This window comes from Bacillus cereus (assembly GCF_015071065.1).
GTDB lineage: Bacteria > Bacillota > Bacilli > Bacillales > Bacillaceae_G > Bacillus_A > Bacillus_A cereus_BA.
In genome coordinates this window covers 1-1,760 of record NZ_VOVA01000067.1, presented here as the reverse complement: position 1 = coordinate 1,760, position 1,760 = coordinate 1, and the positions used below count along the sequence as shown (strand labels likewise).

Below are 1,760 nucleotides of genomic sequence, written 5' to 3'. Positions count from 1 at the left end.
TATATGAGTGTCTTTTCTTTATATTTAAAATTAAGATTAGAGGCTTATTCTTTTATAAAGAAAAATCCTGATGCTCCCCTCTATATAACCAAAAAAATTGTGTTATAATATCTCCTGAACATATGTATGGGATAACGACTACTTGCTGTTGGTAAGTAGCAATTTATCTAATGAAGAGATCACTTGTTTCCAAGACAAGTGATCTCTTTATATACATTCCCCTTACTACATTTGAGATTCACAAGAAATTCAATTGAACATATCTGCAAAAATCATTCCTACATTATTTTTTCGTTTCCTTTGTTTCTCCAAGTAAAGCTTCATTATTTGGATATTTTCATGACCTCCTCATAGAGTAGGGCGATCTTGTTCGTTTACATTTGCACGCTGCAGTTCTTCGTGAAAAGGTTTTTCTATATACCCAAATACATGTAGATGCTAAAAAAGAACGTATCAGTACTGTTTTCTTCGCGAGCGTTGACGATAGAACTGGAATTTCGCTTTCCATTCTTCACGCTTTTTAACCAGTTACTATATCTACATATATGCCAAGGCCATAATATTTTCAATAAAGAAGCATAGCGCTATACGTCTTCCACGTTCAATCCAAATTCTTCCGCCTGTTACGCCGTACATTGACAAAACGAAAGAATCTTCGCTACATAATACTTTTTTATGTCCTTTTTTCGCTTTTTTTTCTCATCCATATCTTTTTATAATTGTAGAAAAAACAACTCAACACTTTACTAATTACTTATTATAAAAAGGAAGAACGTCATTATTTAGACAAAACTATACATGGTATTTATACTACTCCTAATCGAATTTATAAATCATTTGATTTACCAAGCCCTATAGAAACTGTAATTCAAACCGAACAATCTGATCGGGCATTACGAGATAAGGACTTTATATCTAGTGAGGAGGAAAAACAAAGAAAGAAAAGATGATTAAATTAACTTAACTTCTACTTTTCTTGAACTACCCCCACTTTCACTTCGTTTAGAAGAGGGGGATTCCTAAGTAAAGAGTTCTATCGAACTCTAATTTATTAGGCTATCTCCACAGTCCTTGCGGTTAGAAGTCTTATCGCTTCATTCTTTAGATTGATACTTGCGTTAATATCCCTATCATGGTGTGTAAGACAAGAAGGGCAGTCCCATTTACGGAGGTTGAGATTTTTAACGTCTTTATTTTGATATCCACAATAAGAACATAATTGACTTGAAGCAAATGTTTTCGATACGACAATGACTTGTTTGCCGTACCATTTTGCTTTATATTCCAACATGGTTCGAAACTGTGACCATGATACCTCACTAATTGCTTTTGCTAACTTATGATTCTTTAACATATTCGATACTTGCAAATCCTCTATACCGATAACATCGTGGTTTTTGACGATTTCAGTTGAGATTTTGTCCAAGTAATCTTTTCTAGCATTTGTTATGTATTCATGAATTCTAGCTACCTTTACTCGCTGTTTATTCCAGCGAGTAGATCCTTTCGTTCTTCTAGAAAGAACACGCTGTGCTTTTGCCAACTTCTCTTCTAACGATCGAAAAAACTTCGAATTTTTATAGGTTGTTCCATCTGACAAAATGGCGAAATCTTTTAGCCCTACATCTATTCCAATGTGAGATTGTGTTTTCGGAAGTTCTTGCACTTCTGTTTCAACTGACAATGACACAAAGTATCTGCCAGAAGGGTTCCGTCTAACTGTAGCATTTAAAATACGTCCCTTTACTTCACGACTTTTT

Annotated in this window: 1 protein-coding gene and 1 pseudogene; both read right to left on the bottom strand. The window is 34.1% G+C overall.

Annotation, left to right across the window (positions count from 1 at the left end):
* Positions 1 to 357 precede the first annotated feature (357 nt).
* A pseudogene (locus FT637_RS30265) lies at positions 358 to 605 on the bottom strand (site-specific integrase); the annotation flags it as partial.
* 446 nt (positions 606 to 1,051) lie between these two features.
* Positions 1,052 to 1,760: RNA-guided endonuclease TnpB family protein (locus FT637_RS29455; protein ID WP_193649244.1), on the bottom strand; the 709-nt coding region annotated here is incomplete at its 5' end.